Annotated in this window: 21 protein-coding genes; 10 read left to right on the forward strand and 11 right to left on the reverse strand. The window is 34.4% G+C overall.

The annotated features are described in order from the left end of the window. Positions 1-61 precede the first annotated feature (61 nt). The 4 genes from KZH69_RS00815 (at position 62) to KZH69_RS00830 (ending at position 4,585) form a co-directional block, all read left to right on the forward strand. Positions 62-1,096: a vWA domain-containing protein gene (locus KZH69_RS00815; protein ID WP_219315559.1), complete on the forward strand. Its 1,035-nt coding sequence runs from the start codon at positions 62-64 to the stop codon at positions 1,094-1,096. 70 nt (positions 1,097-1,166) lie between these two features. Then, entirely contained in the window at positions 1,167-1,928 is a 762-nt protein-coding gene (locus tag KZH69_RS00820) for a tetratricopeptide repeat protein (RefSeq protein ID WP_219315560.1), read from the forward strand. 105 nt (positions 1,929-2,033) lie between these two features. Beyond that, on the forward strand, positions 2,034-3,782 hold the full coding sequence (locus tag KZH69_RS00825) for a BatD family protein (RefSeq protein WP_219315561.1): 1,749 nt from the start codon (positions 2,034-2,036) through the stop codon (positions 3,780-3,782). A 47-nt stretch (positions 3,783-3,829) separates the two neighbouring features. Continuing rightward, positions 3,830-4,585, forward strand: a complete 756-nt coding sequence (locus KZH69_RS00830; protein ID WP_219315562.1) for a tetratricopeptide repeat protein — start codon at positions 3,830-3,832, stop codon at positions 4,583-4,585. Positions 4,586-4,802: 217 nt separating this feature from the next. On the opposite strand, the gene KZH69_RS00835 is transcribed toward KZH69_RS00830, so the two are convergent. Next, the gene (locus tag KZH69_RS00835) at positions 4,803-5,303 is read right to left on the reverse strand and encodes a CvpA family protein (protein ID WP_219315563.1); all 501 of its coding nucleotides are present in this window, start codon (positions 5,301-5,303) and stop codon (positions 4,803-4,805) included. A gap of 162 nt (positions 5,304-5,465) precedes the next feature. Between KZH69_RS00835 and KZH69_RS00840 the strand changes: the two genes are divergently transcribed. The 3 genes from KZH69_RS00840 (at position 5,466) to KZH69_RS00850 (ending at position 7,425) form a co-directional block, all read left to right on the forward strand. After that, entirely contained in the window at positions 5,466-5,822 is a 357-nt protein-coding gene (locus tag KZH69_RS00840) for a hypothetical protein (RefSeq protein WP_219315564.1), read from the forward strand. Between the two features lie 99 nt (positions 5,823-5,921). Then, complete coding sequence (gene pheS, locus KZH69_RS00845; protein WP_219315565.1) at positions 5,922-6,941, forward strand: phenylalanine--tRNA ligase subunit alpha; 1,020 nt, start codon at positions 5,922-5,924, stop codon at positions 6,939-6,941. Between the two features lie 76 nt (positions 6,942-7,017). Then, positions 7,018-7,425, forward strand: a complete 408-nt coding sequence (locus KZH69_RS00850) for a hypothetical protein (protein ID WP_219315566.1) — start codon at positions 7,018-7,020, stop codon at positions 7,423-7,425. A gap of 99 nt (positions 7,426-7,524) precedes the next feature. Here the strand turns inward: KZH69_RS00850 and KZH69_RS00855 are convergent, their stop codons facing one another. The 3 genes from KZH69_RS00855 to KZH69_RS00865 all read right to left on the reverse strand — a co-directional run bounded on the left by KZH69_RS00855 (position 7,525) and on the right by KZH69_RS00865 (position 10,858). Further along, positions 7,525-8,520, reverse strand: coding sequence for an NAD(P)H-dependent glycerol-3-phosphate dehydrogenase (locus tag KZH69_RS00855; protein WP_219315567.1), 996 nt, complete (start codon positions 8,518-8,520; stop codon positions 7,525-7,527). A 288-nt stretch (positions 8,521-8,808) separates the two neighbouring features. Beyond that, positions 8,809-9,972, reverse strand: coding sequence for an iron-containing alcohol dehydrogenase (locus KZH69_RS00860; protein WP_219315568.1), 1,164 nt, complete (start codon positions 9,970-9,972; stop codon positions 8,809-8,811). Positions 9,973-10,087: 115 nt separating this feature from the next. Continuing rightward, entirely contained in the window at positions 10,088-10,858 is a 771-nt protein-coding gene (locus KZH69_RS00865) for a type 1 glutamine amidotransferase domain-containing protein (protein ID WP_219315569.1), read from the reverse strand. 89 nt (positions 10,859-10,947) lie between these two features. Between KZH69_RS00865 and KZH69_RS00870 the strand changes: the two genes are divergently transcribed. After that, positions 10,948-11,847: a LysR family transcriptional regulator gene (locus KZH69_RS00870; protein ID WP_219315570.1), complete on the forward strand. Its 900-nt coding sequence runs from the start codon at positions 10,948-10,950 to the stop codon at positions 11,845-11,847. A 216-nt stretch (positions 11,848-12,063) separates the two neighbouring features. Here the strand turns inward: KZH69_RS00870 and nadD are convergent, their stop codons facing one another. From nadD to KZH69_RS00900, 6 genes are all read right to left on the reverse strand, one after another. Further along, entirely contained in the window at positions 12,064-12,675 is a 612-nt protein-coding gene (gene nadD / locus KZH69_RS00875; RefSeq protein ID WP_219315571.1) for a nicotinate (nicotinamide) nucleotide adenylyltransferase, read from the reverse strand. 70 nt (positions 12,676-12,745) lie between these two features. Continuing rightward, the gene (gmk, locus tag KZH69_RS00880) at positions 12,746-13,315 is read right to left on the reverse strand and encodes a guanylate kinase (protein ID WP_219315572.1); all 570 of its coding nucleotides are present in this window, start codon (positions 13,313-13,315) and stop codon (positions 12,746-12,748) included. Between the two features lie 96 nt (positions 13,316-13,411). Continuing rightward, positions 13,412-14,272, reverse strand: coding sequence for a YicC/YloC family endoribonuclease (locus KZH69_RS00885; RefSeq protein WP_219315574.1), 861 nt, complete (start codon positions 14,270-14,272; stop codon positions 13,412-13,414). Positions 14,273-14,447: 175 nt separating this feature from the next. Next, positions 14,448-15,113, reverse strand: a complete 666-nt coding sequence (locus KZH69_RS00890; RefSeq protein ID WP_255557614.1) for a potassium channel family protein — start codon at positions 15,111-15,113, stop codon at positions 14,448-14,450. A 45-nt stretch (positions 15,114-15,158) separates the two neighbouring features. Further along, positions 15,159-16,037, reverse strand: coding sequence for a DMT family transporter (locus KZH69_RS00895; RefSeq protein ID WP_219315575.1), 879 nt, complete (start codon positions 16,035-16,037; stop codon positions 15,159-15,161). Then, a complete protein-coding gene (locus KZH69_RS00900) occupies positions 16,037-16,387 on the reverse strand; it encodes an arsenate reductase family protein (RefSeq protein ID WP_219315577.1) in 351 nt (116 codons plus the stop codon). Before KZH69_RS00900 ends, KZH69_RS00895 begins: the two co-directional genes overlap by 1 nt. Positions 16,388-16,462: 75 nt before the next feature. On the opposite strand from KZH69_RS00900, the gene KZH69_RS00905 reads away from it, so the two are divergent. Further along, entirely contained in the window at positions 16,463-16,918 is a 456-nt protein-coding gene (locus tag KZH69_RS00905; protein WP_219315579.1) for a DinB family protein, read from the forward strand. Positions 16,919-16,961: 43 nt separating this feature from the next. Beyond that, a complete protein-coding gene (locus tag KZH69_RS00910; RefSeq protein ID WP_369410626.1) occupies positions 16,962-18,128 on the forward strand; it encodes a cystathionine gamma-synthase in 1,167 nt (388 codons plus the stop codon). Positions 18,129-18,183: 55 nt separating this feature from the next. Here KZH69_RS00910 and KZH69_RS00915 read toward each other — a convergent pair whose 3' ends face one another. Then, positions 18,184-18,969: a THC0290_0291 family protein gene (locus tag KZH69_RS00915; RefSeq protein WP_219315581.1), complete on the reverse strand. Its 786-nt coding sequence runs from the start codon at positions 18,967-18,969 to the stop codon at positions 18,184-18,186. Positions 18,970-19,047 lie beyond the last annotated feature (78 nt).

Consider the following 19,047-nt stretch of genomic DNA (forward strand, 5'->3'; position numbering starts at 1 on the left):
TTAGATTCACAATTTTAGAATAAAAAATCTAAAATCTAAATTCAGAAATCTAAAATTAAAAATGGAATTAGACGAACGCAACTATTTATACCTTCTTTTTATACTACCGGTTGTGGTGGTGCTTTTTCTGGTTAATTTATATTGGAAAAGAAAGAAGCAACGCGAGTTTGGCGATTTAGAAGTAATAAAAAGACTTAGCCCAGAACGTTCTGGGTTCAAGCCTTTTTTGAAATTGGTTGTAATGCTTTTAGCATTAATAGCTTTGATTTTTGGATTGGTCAATCCCAAAATTGGAACTAAAGTAGAAACCGTAAAAAGAGAAGGAATTGATATCGTGTTTGCGATGGATGTTTCAAAAAGTATGCTTTGCGAGGATGTTGCACCAAGCCGTTTGGAAAAAAGTAAGCAAATCGTTTCCCAAATCATCAATCAACTGGGGAGCGATAGAATAGGAATTGTGGCTTATGCAGGCAGTGCATTTCCGGTATTACCAATAACTACCGATTATAGCGTAGCCAAAATGTTCTTGCAGAGTATGGGACCAGGAATGGTTTCGTCTCAAGGGACTTCACTTGATGAAGCGATAAAATTGTCTGGAACATATTTTGATGATAAAAGTAAGACCAGCAAATTGATGATTATGATTTCGGACGGGGAAGATCATTCTGAAGGAGCCGAAGCCGCAGCGGAGGAAGCCAAGAAGCTAGGAATGAAAATTGTCACTATTGGATTGGGTACCGAAAAAGGAGGGACAATTCCATTAAAAAAGAATGGAATTGTAGAAAGCTATCAGAGAGACAACAATGGAGAAGTGGTAATCACCAAATTGAATCCAAACAGTCTAGCAACTATTGCCAAAATTACGGGTGGTGGTTATGTAAACGGAAACAATACCAAAGAAGTCTTGGAATACATCAAAGCCACATTGGATAAAATTCAAAAAACCGAATTTGAAGCTACACAAATGGCCGACTTTCAATCACAGTTTCAATGGTTTTTAGGTATTGGTTTTGTGTTATTATTTATGGATGTTTTCTTTTTAGACAGAAAAACCAAATGGGTAAATAGATTGAATTTATTTAACGAAAATGAATAAAATATTAAGATCAAGGTAAACTAACAATTCAATAGTTGTTATATATTTTGAAAGGAACTTATAAATAAAAATGAAAAATAAAATTATATACTTACTACTACTGATTTTAACTTTTGTGGCAAATGCCCAAGAGAAGGACAAAGTTTTGCCCAAAGCAAATGAGGAATTTGTAGCTAAGAATTTTGTAGACGCTGAAGCTGATTATAGGATTTCATACTCTAAGTTTCCAAGCAGAACCGTAGCTTCATATAATTTAGGGAATGCTATTTATAAACAAAATCAGTTTTCGGAATCGAAATATGCGTATGCTAATGCGCTGAAGAATTTAAAATCAAGACCTCAAAAGCACAAAGCGTTTCATAATTTAGGGAATGTTTTCATGAAAGAGAAGGATTACACACAAGCGGTAGAAGCGTATAAAAATGCTTTACGAAACAATCCTGAAGATGAAGAAACACGTTATAATTATGCTTTGGCCAAAAAAATGCTAAAAGACAACCCTCCTCCAAAAAACGATAAAAATAAAGACAAGAATAAGGACAAAGACAAAGATAAAAAGGACGACAAGAAAGACGACAAAAAGAAAGACGACAAAAAAGACGGCGATAAAGACAAAGACAAAAAGGACGATAACAAAGAGGGTGACAAAAATAAAAAAGAGGGCAAACCCAAAGACGACCAAGGGCAACCCAAGCCAAAACCAGGAGGAATTTCAAAACAACGATTAGAAAATCTTTTGGATGCAGTAAACAATGAGGAAAAGAAAATCCAAGATAAAGTAAATGCTAATAAAGTAAAAAGTTCTCCTGTAAAAACAGAGAAAGATTGGTAAGATTTAGTTGATTTGTTTAATCGTTGATTTGTTTATAAATAAAACAGTTCAACGATTAAACAGTTAAAGAAATAAACAGTTCAATAATAAATGATTAAACAAGTAATGAAAAGATATTTAATTCTATTCCTATTAAGTTTTCAAGGACTTTTGGCTCAAGTGCAATTTGAGGCAAGAGTAAGCAAAACGACGCTTGGACTCAACGAGAGACTGCGCATCGATTTTGTGATGAATATTGATGGTGATAATTTTGTCCAACCCTCTTTTGATGGCTTTCGAATCATTGCTGGGCCAAGTCAGCAAGTGAGTCAATCTTGGATCAATGGAAAAACATCTTTCGAGAAAAGTTATTCTTATTTTTTGTTGCCCAATCAAAAAGGGACATTAGTTATCAAGCAAGCAGTTATTGAATATAATGGGCAGATTTACAAAACACAACCGATAAAAATCAATGTGACTGCGGCTACAGAACAGCCGCGAGACCCTAATGATTCACAGGTTTCGGCCGATGATAATCTGTATTTGGTTGCCGATATTTCAAATACCAATCCTTACATTAATCAGCCTATTACGGCGGTTTATAAATTGTATTTCAGTTACAATATAGGAATCACAAATTGGAAAGAATTGAGTAAACCAAAGTACAATGATTTTTGGAGTCAAAATATTGATATTAAACGGTTAGTAGCCGAAGAAGGAACTTTCAAAGGGGAAAAATACCGCTACATTGTTTTAAAGAAAATAATTTTGTATCCTCAAAAATCAGGGAAGCTTGTTATTGAGCCTTTGGCGTTGGATATCGATGTGCAGCTGCCAACAAACCGTAGAGATATTTTTGGCCGAGTGATTGTGACCGAAGGCAATAAAAGAGTATCGGCAGGAGCCAAAACGATTTATGTTAAACCGCTACCAGAAGCAGGAAAACCTATTGATTTTACAGGTGCTGTCGGTAAATTTGATTTCAAAGCAATACCATCTAAAACAACTTTAAAAAACGGAGAAAGTTTGGATTTACTTTTAAGTGTGACAGGTACAGGGAATCTTAAATTATTTACCTTGCCAAAACCAGAAGTACCTAATGCATTAGAAATGTATGATCCTGTTCATGATGAGAAAGTAAATACGCCACTTTCTGGAATGACTGGTAAAATATCGGATTCGTATACCATTATACCACAATACAAAGGCGATTATGTAATTAAACCAATGCATTTTTCGTATTTTGATTTAGGATCCGGTACCTATAAAACAATTAGTTCATCCGAGATTAAAATCAATGTTCTCGACGGGCCAACACAAACTGCTGAGACACCAACAAATGCTAGTGTTGATAAAAACAAAATTGAAGGAGTTGAACAGTTTAAATACATTGACTTAAAAACGGAACTTACCACAAGAAATGAACCTGTATTTTTTGGTTCCTATAAATTCTATGGGTTATTGTTTTTACCATTTTTGTTACTTCCTATAATTGTATTATTCAAAAAGAAAAAAGAGGCAATCGATAGTGATGTTTTTGGAAATAGAATTAAGATGAACAATAAATTGGCTAAGAAGTATCTATCGGAAGCCAAGAAACAAATCAATAATAAGGAGCCTTTCTATGTTGCTTTAGAAAAAGCAATGCACAATTTCTTGAAAGCCAAGTTACATATCGAAACTTCAGAAATGAGTAAAGATAATATTCAAGATTTATTACTGTCCAGGAAAGCTAGTCCAGAAGCGGTAAGTAGTTTTATTGCACTAACTGAGAACTGCGAGATTGCGAGATATGCGCCATCATCGAGTGCAACGATACAACACGATTTTGATAAAGCAGTAGCCATCATTTCTGAATTGGAAAAACAGATTTAATTTTTGATTTCGAAATAATAGACATTCGATATTTATATTTATTTAAAATGAAAAATATTTCTTACATATTATTATTATTATTATTTATCTCGCAAGTTTTCTTTGCTCAAACGGGTTTTGAAAAAGGGAACAATTTATACCAAAACGGCAAGTATGAGGCCGCCGCCAAAGAATATGAATCGGTTTTGGCAACGAACAAAGAATCAGCCGAATTGTATTTCAATTTAGGAAATTGTTATTACAAGCTTCAGGAAACTGCATCAGCTATTTATTATTATGAAAAAGCTTTGGTTTTGGATCCTTCCGATAAAGACGTTTTAAACAATATAAAATTTGCTCAAAAACATACTATAGATGAAATTAAAGTGGTTCCAAAAGTAGGTTTTGCGAAGCTGCTTAGAGATTTTACGGGGATTTATCCTTTTGATACTTGGGCTTGGATAACGATAGCTTTTGCGATGTTGTTCCTATTGTTTTTTATGGGTTATTATTTTTCTCAAACAGCTCTTGTAAAAAGAATTTTCTTTTTGGGAATGTTTGTAATACTATTGCTCGTTGTGATGAGTATTTCGGCAGCATTTTTTGAGAAAAGTCATTTTGACAATGAAAGGCCAGCTATCGTTTTTGCTGAATCTACAGATGTACGAAGCGAACCCCAAAAGGCTAGTTCAGCCATTTTTGTTTTACATGAAGGAACTAAAGTATATGTCGAAGAAACTATAGGAAGCTGGAAAAAAATTCAACTGACTGATGGAACTGAAGGTTGGATTGACAGCAACTCGATTAAAGAAGTGAAGGATTAGTTTTTCAGATAGCAGTAGGCAGATTTCAGTATTAGTATTCAGATTGATAATTTTCTAAAAGAAAACGATTAAATTTATAAATAGAGTAGCCCATAGTTTCAACTATGGGCTACTCTATTTTTTGGTGTTCAGTATTTGATTTGATAATAGACTAATCTTATTAGATTCAAGAAATCTAAAATCTGCCTATTGCTATCTGCAACCTGAAGACAGCGAGCTACTTCCTCGCCTTATCGTACCATTTTTCAATAGACGGAAAAACAAAGCCTGCTATTTTTTGAATTGGGTTAAAGAAAATCGATTTGTCAAGAGTCTCTTTTTTGGCCAGATAGTTGTGGTAGTTTATTTTTTCGAAAATCGTAAAAAATATACTGATGATCAAAATGGTTTTCAATACTCTGAAAAAACCACCACCAAGACTATTAATCCAGCCCAAAAAGGCAAAATCGGCTATATTGGTCAAGAATTTTCCAAGTATATAAATGCCAATAACCACGACAATAAAAGTTAGGATAAAGGCAAAAACTTGAATAGTATAAGGATTCCAATGCAACCAACCTGATAAAATAGTTGTAAGTACATCCGAAAATTTTATGGCAATGTAAATCCCCAAAATAAGGGAAACAAAGGAAGCCAATTCAACAAAAAGCCCATTTCTGATTCCTTTATACAACGAATAGCACAAGAAACCACCTATGATAATATCAAAAAAACTCATTTATTTATTTTAAATATTAAAGGCGCAAAGATAAAAGAATTGTTCGGTAACCATTGTCAATTTTCAAGTTCTTATCTTTGTCAAAATAATTCGATTTCATTTTTGAAAATCTGCGGAATAAATCTGCAATCAAGAATCGCTAATCTACAATCAATGATAAAAATGTCAAGAGACACACAACTGAAAGAGCGCTGGGAACGGCTTGTCGATATACTTTCGAACCAATTTTCACAAGGAGAAGATTTGGATTTGGATGCCATAATTTATTTAATTGGAGTACAGGAATTGGGTAAAGTACATCGCGAATACAAAAAAGACGAAAAACTCAATTTGATGCACATTGCTATTTGTCGATTATTGGAGCCCTATGGATTCTATGAATTCGAATTTTTTGATGAAGACGGCTGGCCTCATTACAAAGTAAAAGAGCAATTACCTCCTTTAAAAGCAGGGGAACAATCGGTTTTGATGAAAGAAGCCATCGTTAATTATTTTCTGGAAAGAGAAGTGATTGATTAATGATGTAAGATTTTAGACTAGAGGCATGAAATACTTTTAACTTCTAACTTCTAACTTCCAACTTTTTCCTAAATTTGCACTCTCAATTACGGAATGAAAATGATAGACAAGATAAAAGAATATATTGGCGAAGCACAGGCTTTCTCCACACAAAATCCAGCAGAACTAGAGGTGTTTAGAATAAAATTCTTGGGAACCAAAGGATTATTGAAAGACCTTTTTGCTGAATTCAAAAATGTACCCAATGACCAAAAAAAGGAATTTGGACAAGTAATCAATTTGCTTAAAACTTCGGCCGAAGACAAAGTAAAATCCATTCAGGAAGCTTTAGCCAGCAAAGAAGAAATCAAAGGATTTTATGGTGATTTAACCCGTACGGCTGAACCAACGATTATTGGTTCCCGTCATCCTATTTCATTGGTAAAAAACCAAATTATAGATGTCTTTTCAAACATCGGATTCAACGTTTCCGAAGGTCCTGAAATTGAAGACGATTGGCATAATTTTACTGCATTAAACTTGCCAGAATACCATCCAGCACGTGATATGCAGGATACATTTTTCATACAAACCAATCCCGATATATTGTTGCGTACGCACACTTCATCTGTACAGGTGCGTTATATGGAAAACAACAAACCGCCTATTCGAACGATTTCGCCAGGAAGAGTTTTTCGTAATGAAGCTGTTTCTTCTCGCTCACATTGTATCTTTCACCAAGTGGAAGGATTGTATATTGACAAAGATGTTTCCTTTGCCGACTTGAAACAAACGCTGCTGTATTTTACCAAAGAGATGTTCGGGAAATCAAAAATCCGCTTGCGTCCTTCCTATTTTCCCTTTACGGAACCAAGTGCCGAGGTTGATATTTATTGGGGTCTAAAAACGGAAACCGATTATAGAATTACAAAAGGAACTGGCTGGTTGGAAATCATGGGTTGCGGAATGGTAGACCCGAATGTGCTTAAAAACTGTGACATCAATCCAGACGAATACAATGGTTTCGCATTTGGAATGGGAATTGAGCGTATAGCGATGTTATTATACCAAATTGGCGACATCCGTATGTTCTATGAGAATGACGTGCGTTTTTTAGAGCAATTTAAATCCAGCATATAATTTAAGTCAAAAGCCGAAAGTCGAAAGTTTCAGCATTTGGGACTTTCGACTTTCGGCTTTATAACTTTTGACAACAATGAAAAAAGACATTAACATCCCCGAAGTAGAAAACGTATTCCTTGCTGCCGTTCAAGAATGGAGCGACGATTTTATGGAAAAAGTGTGGTATGCCTATTTAATAAATGACAGCGATTTCCAACTAGACAGTGTTATGGTAGTTTCCAAAGCTTTTGGAACTATAGATGGCGAAATGAAGAAGACTTCTCTTTTGCGTCACGCTTTTATGGAAGTTCCAGCTGTTTCTGTAGTAAAAATCGAAATGGTTGAAAAAAGTGTATTGGCGCTCAACAATGAGTTTATGGTAACCTATTTCATAGGAAACACATTATACGACAAAAAATTTATATTCAAAGCTAATGGCATTAATGAAAATGCAGTTGAAGAAGTACCACTTTTATTTGTTGATGGAGTGATGGTCAAATAGCAAAAGTAATAATAAGTAAAAAAGGCATTTTCTTAAATTAGAAAATGCCTTTTTTATTGTTTTTTCTCCATCTGAAATCTTCAGACTGAAATCTGAAAACTAATCAAGTTCCTCAGTCAGTTTTTTAAACACAGCTTTGGCTTCTTTCCCTTCGTATAAAATAGCGTAAACAGCATCAATAATAGGGGTTTTGGCTCCATAACCTTGGTTAAGTTTGTAAGCACTTTTTACAGCATAATATCCTTCGGCAACCATACTCATCTCCATTTGTGCGGCTTGTACGGTATATCCTTTTCCAATCATATTTCCGAACATTCTGTTTCTGGAAAAAACAGAATAACCCGTAACTAGTAAATCGCCCAAATAGGCAGAATCATTAATGTTTCGCTTCATTTTATGCACTTTCTTGATGAATTTTTTCATCTCACGAATTGCATTACTCATAATCACCGATTGGAAATTATCTCCATAACCCAATCCGTGTGCAATCCCGGCAGCAATAGAATAAATGTTTTTTAGCATCGCAGCATATTCCGTGCCTATAATGTCGTCAGAGATTTTGGCTTTGATATAATTACTAGATAAATTTTTTGCAACTGTGCAGGCTTTGTCTGGATCACCACAAGCAATGGTTAAGTAAGATAGTCTTTCAAGAGCTACTTCTTCGGCGTGGCAAGGCCCTGTAATTACTCCAATATTGTAATAAGGGATGTCGTATTTGTAATGAAAATGTTCCCCTACGATTAAACTGGTTTCGGGAACAATTCCTTTTATGGCAGAAAAAATTACTTTGTCTTTTAGAGAAACTGTCAGTTTTTCTAATTCACCATTCAAGAAGGCTGAAGGTATTGCAAAGATGATATAATCAGCATAAGCAACCGCTTCGTTGATGTCATTGGTGAGTTTTAGTTTTTTGTTATCAAACTCAACAGAACTTAAATAATTTGGATTGTGTTTATGGGTTTTAATGTGTTCTATAGCAGCATCATTTCGCATATACCATGAAATCTCGGGAAGATTTACGCACAACATTTTAGCTATAGCTGTTGCCCAACTTCCGCCACCAATTACTGCAAATTTTAAATTATCGGCCATTTTTTTATTAAATTTAATCAAAAGTACTTAAAAATATACCAATAATACAAATTAATTTTTTTTGCGAAGCCTAGAATTTATGGGACTTTATAAAGATTTAAGTAAAAAAATAAGGAATCTATAATATTTTTTGAGTTTCACACAATATATAGGTAATACTTACGTTGTAAGTCATTATAAATAAATTGTTTAGAATTTAAATATGAAAATTGAGTTAGTTAGTTTTGTTTTAGTATTTTAAAAAGGCGTTCTTATTGGTTAAGTGAACGCCTTTTTTTTATGTTGCAATTAGTAACTCATCGCTACAATCTCTTTTACTTTTTCTAAAGTAATATTTTGTTTTTCTCCCAAAGCTTTCCAACCTCTTTTTTCAAAACGGTCTACTATAAAATCAGCTGTTTTTTCAAAATTTTCAGCATTTTCAGAAAGCAAGGTTTTCATTCCCATAGTATGAAAGAAGGCTACTGTTTTTTCAATGGCAGCCATAGCAATTTCTTCCTCTGTTCCTGTTAAATTAAACACGCGTTTTCCATATTGTGCTAATTTTTCTTTTTTGGTTTCAAACATTACTTTGTATAAGTTGGGGCCAATAATTGCCAATGTACGGGCATGGTCAATTCCGTAAAGTGCTGTCAATTCGTGACCAATCATATGAGTTGCCCAGTCACTTGGAACCCCTTTTTGAATCAATCCGTTTAAAGCCATGGTGCAACTCCACATAAAATTGGATGCCAAAGCATAATCTGTTGGGTTTTCTACCACATCTGGCCCTATTTGAAGTAAGGTTTGCAAAATGCTTTCGGCGATTCTATCTTGCAAATAACCTTCGTGTACATAGGTTAGGTATTGCTCCATAACGTGAGTGTAAGCATCTACAACTCCATTTTGCAATTGTCTTTTTGGTAAAGAAGCAATTACTGTAGGATCACAAATTGAAAACTTTGGGAATAAAGCAGAACCACCAAAATCCAATTTTTCCTGAGTCGCAGCAATGGTAACCACTGATCCCGAATTCATTTCGCTGCCTGTCGCTGGTAAAGTCAAAACTGTTCCAAACGGAATCACTGTAGATCCTTCTTTGAACAAAATTCTCTTTTTTAGGATATCAATTGGATCGCCTTCAAAAGGAACTGCTGCCGAAATAAACTTCACTCCATCAATAACGCTTCCGCCACCAACAGCCAGAATGAAATCAATTTTTTGCTCTCTGATGACAGCAACGGCTTTCATTAAAGTTTCAAAATGTGGATTGGCTTCAATTCCTCCAAATTCAACAATTTCAAATCCTTCCAGACTTTTGCGAACTTGCTCATGAATTCCATTTTTAAAAACACTTCCTCCTCCATAAGCGAGAAGAATTTTGGCATTGGCAGGAATTAAGGTTGGTAATTTTTCTATTTGTCCTTTCCCAAAAACCAATTTGGTAGGATTGTATAATTCGAAATTTAACATAGCGTTTTTTTTTAATTGGAAACTAAGACGCTAAGTTACTAAGATTCTGATTTTTTTGAAAAACACATACTTAAATCTTAGAACTTGGCATCTCAGAATCTTAGAGACTTTCCTCTTATTTTTTTGAATTCAATTGAGCTAATAATTTTTCAGCCACTAATTTAGAGGAAGCTGGATTTTGACCTGTAATCAGTAAACCATCTTCTACAGCATAAGGATGCCAATCGGCTACTTTACTGTAGATTCCTCCATTGGCTTGCAATGCATCTTCCAATAAGAAAGGAACGATTTTGGTTAATCCAACTGCTTCTTCTTCGGTATTGGCGAATCCAGTTACTTTTTTTCCTTTTACCAAAAATTCTCCATTTACTTTCACGTTTTTCAAAGCAGCAGGTGCGTGACACACAAAAGCAACTGGTTTTTTGTGATTATAAAAAGATTCAATCAAAGCAATAGAAGTTGCATCTTCTACCAAATCCCAAAGCGGGCCGTGACCTCCTGGGTAAAAAACCGCATCATAATCTGCTTGGTTTACGTCTGCTAATTTTTTGGTGTTTTTGAGTTTTTCCAATAAAACAGTGTCGACATCAAATCGTTTGGTGTCTTCGGTTGCTGATGAAGGATCAGCACTTTTTGGGTCAATTGGGGGTTGTCCTCCTTTTGGAGTTGCAATGTCTATTGCTACACCTTGATCAAGCAATGCATAATAAGGAGCCGCTAATTCTTCTGTCCAAAATCCTGTTTTTTCTCCTGTGTTACCCAATTGATCGTGACTGGTAACTACGAATAATACTTTTTTCATCTTCTTGTTATTTTGTTTTTGTGCAGTTGCCATAAAGCAGCTCACGGTTAATGTTAGAATAGTTAATACGGTTATTTTTCTCATGAATGATTTTTTTTATACCGCAAATTTATGTTGAATATGGTATTAGTAAAAATAATTTAAATTATGTTTGTGATAAATTTATTTATATCATGGTTAATCTGGAGTGGTACCGTACATTCAAATCGGTATATAAAAATGGGAATTTTTCTTTGGCAGCCAAAGAATTATTCATAAGTCAACCTGCTGTAAGCCAGCAAATAGTCATGTTGGAGGCGCACGTAGGTTATAAGCTTTTCAATCGAAAGTCTAAGGGGGTTGAACCGACAGAATATGCTAAGTTACTCAATAATTTAATCATTGATGCTTTAGACCGATTGGAAAATGTGGAGAATGGTTTTCGAGCCAAGGCTTTCAATGCCAATAGGTTATTGTCAGTTGGAATTTCTAGACATTTGATGAGCAGTATCGGGAGTGTGTTAATTTCAAAATTTGATTTTATAGATTTTACATTCCATAATAATGATGCATTATTCGATTTGGTGAATTCCAAAAAATTGGATTTTGCCATAGTAACAAAGAAGTTTGACACTTTTGATACGATTCAGAAAAAGGTGGGCGATATCAAACAAGTCATTGTAGGATCTACCAATATTGATTTTTCTATTGTTAAACAGCATATCAAAGCTAAAGAGTATACCGCAATCGAAAATTGGTTAAACGATCAAAAATGGTACAGTCATGATGCCGGAATTCCGCATATTAAATTATTTTGGTTGCATGTTTTTGCCAAAAAAAGACCTTCGATGGTGGCCAATTATATTATCCCATCTGAATATGAAATGCTGGAAATTCTTAGCAAAAATACAGGAGTTACGGTTACATGGAATATCAATGCAAAAAATTTAATTCAGGAAAATAAATTGCAATTGATCTGGAACAGTAAAGAAATGCCCAGTACAGAAGTTTTTTTATTATCGGGGAAAAACGATAATTTGAGTGCTGTTTTTCAGGATATAATAGAGGAATTAAAGTTTGTTTTAAGTACTTAATTCAATAAGATATAGCATTTAATTTTAAAACATATAAGTCATATAATTTCAAAAATAAAGTTTGTTTTTTCAATGAATAAAAGAAAATATAAGTTAAAAACTTTTTTTGTAAGAATACGTATTTTGCTTAAATGAACTTTTGTTTTTACTTGCTTTCATAAAAATTAAAAAACTCATATGGCTTATATGTTTTAAAATTTTGTGGTTTTGAGTTAACTACTTCCTATAAAAATTATTATGATCGATATATTCCCAAACTTTATGAGGTAAAAGGGGCTGAACATTTTTTCCTTTCTTGATATTATTCCGAATAAAAGTCGAGGATATTTCTACTACGGGAGCATCTATCAAGTGTACTTTCGGATGGTTTTTTAAATCCAAATTTTGCTGTGCTAGTTCGCCTTTCAGGCTCGTGTCATTTTCTGATGAAATTCGGGGATACACATAGATATCGTGATGTTCCAAAATCACTTTATAGTTTTTCCATTTGTGTAGTGACTCTAAATTATCTTCGCCCATAATCAAGGAAAACGCGTGATCAGGAAATTTTTCTTGTAAATGGACGAGTGTATTTACCGTGTAATTGGGCTGTGATAATTTGAACTCAATGTCAGAAGGCTTTATTTTTGTAAAATCTTCGGTGGCGAGGTATACCATTTGCAAGCGGTGATAATCATCCAGTAAAGTGCTTTTCTTTTTGAGCGGATTGTGTGGTGTTACTACCATCCAAACCTGATCCAAATCGGCATGCTCTGCCATGTGATTGGCAATGATAAGATGCCCAATATGTATGGGATTAAACGTTCCGAAATAAAGTCCGATTTTCATGAGTTTAGACATTAGGCAAAAGCCAAAAGGCAATAGGGAAACTAATTACTATTGCCTTTTCACTAATGGCTTATTTTACAAAATCCTTCACCAATTGATAAGCTTCTTCAAGTGCAACAGGCAAATCATAGTTTTTGATAATCACGTCAAATTGTGGGGCAGTGGCCAATTCTACTGAAGCTTTTGCAATACGCATATTGATTTTGTCTTCGCTTTCGGTGGAGCGTTCTTTTAGTCTTCTTTTGAGTTCATCAACACTTGGCGGCTTTACAAAAACAGCCAAAGTTTCCTCAGGGAATTTATGTTTGATGCGCAAACCACCGGCAACGTCAATATCAAAAATCACGTTTTTTCCTTTGGCCCAAATGCGTTCTACTTCACTTTTTAGCGTACCGTAGAAATTGTCTCTGTAGACTTCTTCCCATTCTACGAAATCTTCTGCTTTGATGTGTTTTTTAAATTCTTCCAAGGACATAAAGTAATAATCCTTGCCATTTACCTCTTCGCCACGCGCTTCACGTGTTGCTGCCGAAATAGAAAATTCCAAGTTCAAATCTTCTTTTCCTAATAAATGTCTAACTATGGTGGTTTTCCCAGATCCCGACGGAGCCGAGAACACGATTAATTTTCCTTTTTTCATTATTCTAGCTTTAGGCTTTAAGCCATATGCTTTAAGCTTACGAATTTCATTTACTGTTTTCGCATTGAGCTTAAAGCATATGGCATAAGGCTTTTTTTATAAAACATTCAATACCTGTTCTTTAATTTTTTCCAATTCATCTTTCATCTGAACCACTAATTTTTGCATTTGTGCGTGATTCGATTTGGATCCCATCGTATTGATTTCACGCCCCATTTCTTGAGTAATGAATCCTAGTTTTCTACCGTTGGCTTCCGTTCCGTTGATGGTTTCCAGGAAATAATCCAAATGATTGGTCAAACGTACTTTTTCTTCGGTAATATCCAGCTTCTCTAGGTAATAAATCAATTCCTGCTCAAAACGATTTTCGTCTACATTGACTTTCAATTCGGCAATGGCAGTTTGCAAACGGTCTTTTATTGCTTGAACACGTTCTGGATCCAGTGCCAAAGCTTCGTTCATATATTGACGAATGTTTCCAATTCGCAATTGAAATTCATTTTCCAGAGATTGTCCTTCGTCTTTTCTGAAATTCAAAATATTTTGCAACGCTTCTTCGATTACGGTTTGGATTTGAATCCAGTCATTTTCGTCGATTTCTTCACGTTCTATTTTCATGGTGTCGGGCATACGCACCGCCATTTTCATCAATTCGGTTTCATCGGCATCAGCATACACTTCTCTTAATTGATTGATGTAGGCTCTTACGATAGGTACGTTAACCTTTGTAGATGTTTGTTCTGCGGTACTTTCTATAAAAATAGAAAAATCTACTTTACCTCTTTCTAGTTTTAAGGCAATTTGGTTGCGTAAACCCAATTCCATTTCGCGATATAGAGAAGGCATTCGTACATTCAAATCTAAACCTTTACTGTTTAAAGACTTTACTTCTACTGTAATTTTTTTGGATGGTAATTGCAAAGTGGCTTTACCAAAGCCTGTCATCGATTGTATCATATTTGTTCTAAAAGTGTTCAAAGATAAGGAAAAAGTTAGCAGTGGTTTGTTTTCGGATTTTTGTTTTATAGAAAACGGTTGGTTTTATTACTTTTAAAGTAAATCTTCATTCATACTAATCCGATTCGAGACTTCAATCTCATTGTCGGCAGGAAGAATTAATATGTTTTTTTGTTTATCTTTCTTTGGATGAAAATTTACTAATCAGGATTCCTACTAAAACTACGGTATAAAACTGACCTACGATACCTATAAATGCCGTGAAAAGTTTGGTTTGGTGACTATTTGGGATAATATCACCAAAACCAATACTTGTAAAAGTGATACTGCAAAAATATACCAAATCAATAAAAGACGCAAAAGGTGATGAAGTGTCTATTCCTTTAAAAGATTGTGGATTGAGATAAAAGTGATTTTGCATGATAAAAACACTGATTTCTATTAATAAAAAATACCCACAGGCTGAGGCTGAAATAACATTATAATCGATATGGCTTGGCCGAATTAAAAATTTTAGTAGTTCCCAAAACATAAAAGAAAAGAAAACTATATAGAAAATATTTGCAGCGATCTTTACATTAAGTGAGGTATTAAAAGGCATGGCAATTGTTAACAGTGCCACTAAAAACAAAAGAATGTTGCGTATTATGTTTTTCCGTTTCCCTTTTTGCAGGAAAACACCAATACTGCCCACCCCAAGAAATAAAATATTAATAAACCACAGTAATTTGTAAAATTTAGATAATTCAGGGAGAAGTACCCCGGAAAATAAATGTTGTATTAAGGCAAAAAGTAAAACTTCATATTTATAGTTGAAAAGGAAGTCTTTTATTGGATTCATGATGTCTATTTTGATATAAATATAATAAAAAAATAAGCAGCTATACTACTTCTTTTGAGTTACTAAATAAACCCCTGAAAAGATCAATAAGGCTGAAGCTATTTTGATTAAATTCAATTCGTCTTTCCCTAAACTGATGGCAAAAACACTAGCAAAAAATGGTTGTAAGTAAATAAAAACAGCTACGGTGGTTGGTTTTAATTCTTTCATCGAAAGCAAATTCAGTAAATAGGTCAAGAAAGTCGATATGACTACCACAAACCCTATTTTCCAGTAAATGTCTGTAGGCATAATAGTCCAATCTACAACAGTAAATTGACTCCAGCCAAAAGGCAGAACCATTATAAAACCAAATAAATAAATCCATTTGACAAACGTAAAAGCGTTGTATTTATTCATTAATTTTTTGACGATAATCAGATAAAATCCATAGGATATGGCATTGACCAAAACTAGAAAATTTCCTAATCCTGATTGAGAAGTGTCGCCTAATGATTTTCCATAAAGGATTAGTGAAGCCGTACCGATGAGACCGAGAACAATTCCCAATACCATTCTTTTTTTCATGCGTTCCTTCATGATAATGGCAGAAAGTACCAATACAATCATTGGGGTTGAAACCATAATAACCGCTGCCGAGATTGGTGAAGTCAAGCTTAAACCTTTGAAAAAAGTCAGCATATTAAACGCTACGCCAAAAAAAGCGGCAGCCATTATTCGGGGGAAATCGTTGAGTGCAATTTTTTCTTTCGGCATAAAAAGCCAAACAAACCAAAACAAAAGCATAGAACCACCAGCACGTAGCAGGATAAATCCATAGGCATCAATGTATTTTGGCATTACATCTTTGGCAATGGTAAAAGTAACGCCGTAAATTATAGAAACGATAGTGGCACTAATTAAGGCTAGATTTCTTTTTGACATTAACTCAAGGCTTTCATTACTTGAAGTATGTTTTGTTGGGTGTTGCCAATGTATATTTTGTCATTGATGATAAAAACAGGTCGGCTCAAAAAAGTATAATGCTCCAGAATGTACTTTTTATAATCGGCTTCGGTGAGTGATTTATTTTTTAAATCCATCGATTTATACAGTTGTGCTTTTTTGCTAAATAATGCTTCATAACTTCCGGAAAGGCGATACATTTCTTCCAGTTCTTCAACCGTAATTGGGTTTTGCTTGATATCATGAAAAACCAAATTATGGTCTTTTGGAAGTGATTTTATTATTTTGCGGCAAGTGTCGCAAGAAGCTAGGTAATATATTTTATTCATTTTTTTTCTTTTTTCTGAATGCAAAGGAAATCATTTGACAGTTAAAATGTTTAATTTTATGCAAAAAATACAATTATGCAAGATACATTTGAAGTTAACAGAACAAGCAGAAAAATGCTAAGTTCTTATTTTGAAAATTATACATTGGAACAATTAAATAAAATTCCTGAGGGATTTAGTAATAATCTAATTTGGAATTTAGGTCACATTATTGTGACCCAACAATTATTAGTATATAAATTATCAGGATTGCCTATGGTGGTGTCTGATGAAATGGTCGAAAAATATCGTAAAGGAACCAAACCAGAGCACGATGTGACACAGGCAGAAGTTGATGAAATCAAAGCATTGTTATTAAAATCAGTTGATCAATTAGAAACAGATTATAACAATGGGATTTTTGTCAATTATCAAGAGTACCCAACTTCTACTGGATATATTTTGAAAAGTGCAAAAGGAGCAATTGAATTTAACAACTTCCATGAAGGCTTGCATATTGGAATTATGATGAGCATCAGAAAGTTTATATAACTTTTGCAGGTCAATTTAGAAAAAAGAGGTTAGGTAAAAACTGATCAATAAAACAAAAAGTCAAATGAAATTCAATACCAAAGTAATTCATGGTGGACAACATCATGATCCAAGTACTGGGGCGGTGATGCCTCCAGTATACCAAACCTCGACCTTTGTACAAACGAGTCCAGGGAAACCGTTGAATCCGGATTATGAATACAGTAGAGCCGCAAATCCTACGCGTACAGCGCTTGAAAATGCTTTGGCGAGTATCGAAAACGGAACTCGAGGATTGGCTTTCTCATCAGGACTAGCCGCTACGGATTGTGTTTTAAGATCGTTTAAAGCAGGTGATGAAATTATTGCTATGGACGATTTGTATGGCGGAACCTATAGAATGTTTACCCGCATTTATAAAGATAGCGGAATCGTATTTCATTTTGTAGACATGAACGATTTGGAAAAATTCAAGTCGTTGATTAACGAAAAAACCAAATTGGTTTGGGTAGAAACGCCAACAAACCCTTTAATGAAGTTGGCGGATATTCAAGAAATTGCCAAAATTACGAAAGTGAATAATATTCTTTTTGCGGTGGATAATACTTTTGCAACACCATATTTGCAAAAACCGTTGGATTTAGGAGCTGATATTGTAATGCATTCAGCGACTAAGTATCTAGGAGGACATTCGGATGTAATTGCAGGAGCTTTAATTGTAAAGGATCAAGCATTGGGAGACCAATTACATTTTCAACAATTTGCGACAGGAGCAACTTTGGGGCCAATGGATAGTTTTCTGGTGCTGAGAGGAATAAAAACCTTGCATTTGAGAGTACAAAGACATTGTGAAAATGGTGCAAAAGTCGTTGAATTCTTAAGTAATCACCCTAAAATCAATAGAGTCTATTATCCAGGATTACCAAGTCATCCGTATCATGAAATTGCCAAAAAGCAAATGAGTGGTTTTGGAGGGATGGTATCTTTTACATTTGCATCAGGTAAAAAAGAAGATGCTATTGATTTTTTGGAAAAATTAAAAGTATTCACTTTAGCAGAATCTTTGGGAGGAGTAGAGTCATTAGCAAATCATCCGGCATTAATGACACATGCATCCATTCCGGAAGCTAAGAGAAAAGAAGTTGGAATTACAGATGATCTGGTTCGATTAAGCGTAGGTATAGAAGATGCCGAGGACTTGATTGCCGATTTGATACAAGCATTAGTATAACTAAAAAACAAACGAAAAATCCCAACCTTTAAAAAATATAAGAGTTGGGATTTTTTTAATGATCAAAATATACGATATAACCTAAGCCTAAAAAAGTAAGCCAATCATTTCCTTTGTTTTCCTTGTATAAATCTTTATTAGGATTAAGACCATCAACCCAGTCCGAACCGAAATATTGAGCTCTCACATCAAGAACAAGATCAGACATTGTTGTCAACTTGTAACGGGTTCCAATATTCAGAGCTACAGAAATGACGGATTTACTTTCATTAGAATATCCATGAGGATGCCCGTCTGAAGGCACCAAATATTTAGGAAAAGTGGTAGTTGGATTACCCAGCTCTCCTAAAGTGGATGATGCAGTAGCAGTATAATAACTGATTTGTGGTCCTAGACCTATGTAGGGCGCAAAACTACCAACCTCTCTTTCGAAATCGTGGATATGTTTGAAACTATATTCAAGCTGAAAACCTAAATTTAACAATTGAGAGGAACCTCTCATTGCTTTGAGTTGTTTAGATCCAATCGATTTTTTTTCAGTCCATTCGCCAAAATGTTGCAAATCGGTTTTGCTATAGGATAATTCAGATCGAATTTTGAAGTGTTCTTTTAAATAGTCATTTAAATTATCAGTGTAGGAGAAATTCAAATAATCGACAACGCCAATTTGAAAACCGGAATTTTTTAAATTGGTTTCTGTATCTCCACGTTGTCCGTAGTCCGATCGAAACTCAATTCCCCCAGCAATAAGTCCAATTTCATGGGTAATTCTTAATTGGGAATAGGAGTTATGGGTAAGGGCGATTAGTAAGATTAATACAAATAGTTTAAGTTTGATCATAGGTAGGTGATATTTTCAAAACGAAGCAAAGATATAAAAACTACTACTACAGAGAATAATATTATCAAAATAAAAAAT

It is taken from the genome of Flavobacterium taihuense (genome assembly GCF_019351435.1).
Taxonomy (GTDB): Bacteria; Bacteroidota; Bacteroidia; order Flavobacteriales; family Flavobacteriaceae; genus Flavobacterium; species Flavobacterium taihuense.